This is a genomic window from Gordonia sp. UCD-TK1, from assembly GCF_001691435.1.
Classification (GTDB): domain Bacteria; phylum Actinomycetota; class Actinomycetes; order Mycobacteriales; family Mycobacteriaceae; genus Gordonia; species Gordonia hongkongensis.
In genome coordinates this window covers 1-671 of sequence record NZ_LZMP01000089.1, presented here as the reverse complement: position 1 = coordinate 671, position 671 = coordinate 1, and the positions used below count along the sequence as shown (strand labels likewise).

Annotated in this window: 1 protein-coding gene and 1 pseudogene; both read left to right on the top strand. The window is 59.6% G+C overall.

Annotation, left to right across the window (positions count from 1 at the left end):
- On the top strand, window positions 1-246 hold a 246-nt coding region (locus A9310_RS25445; protein WP_139104741.1), incomplete at its 5' end, for an IS30 family transposase.
- Window positions 247-250: 4 nt separating this feature from the next.
- Window positions 251-598, top strand: a pseudogene (locus A9310_RS24190) (integrase core domain-containing protein); the annotation flags it as partial.
- Window positions 599-671: the final 73 nt, after the last annotated feature.

Genomic DNA, 671 nt, shown 5'->3' with positions numbered 1-671 from the left:
CAGGTGTTCTTCGCCGATCCGCACTCACCGTGGCAGCGACCATCCAACGAGAACACCAWTGGTGTTCTGCGCCAATATTTTCCTAAGGGAACTGATCTGTCGCGGTGGTCAGCTGAGGACCTCGAGGCCATCGCCTACACCCTCAACAACCGTCCTAGAAAAGTCCTTGGATGGAAAACTCCCGCCGAAGTCTTTGGCGAACAACTACACTCGCTACAACAACCCAGTGTTGCATCGACCGATTGAACGCGCCCAATACCGAGCCATCCGCTACACCGAACGACTGGCCGAAGCCGAAGCGGTGACATCTGTTGGCTCCAAAGGGGATTCATACGACAACGCGATGGCTGAGGCGTTCAACTCGCTGTTCAAAGCCGAATGCATCCGTAACCCCGTGATGCGCCCGCGAGGCGGCTGGGCAGGTGTGGGCGAGGTCGAGATCGCCGTCGCTGAGTACGTCGAATGGTTCAACCACCGCCGCCTGCACGGCGAGATCGGACACGTCCCACCCGTCGAGTACGAGAGCGCCTACTGGTCGACCCACACCGTCACCAGCTACCGTGAGAACCCGGTCCCCGCAAACGCTGGAACCAACTAACCGAGCCTCCAGCAAACCCGGCGCAAACGCTGGAACCAACTAACCGAGCCTCCAGCAAACCCGGGGCGATTCA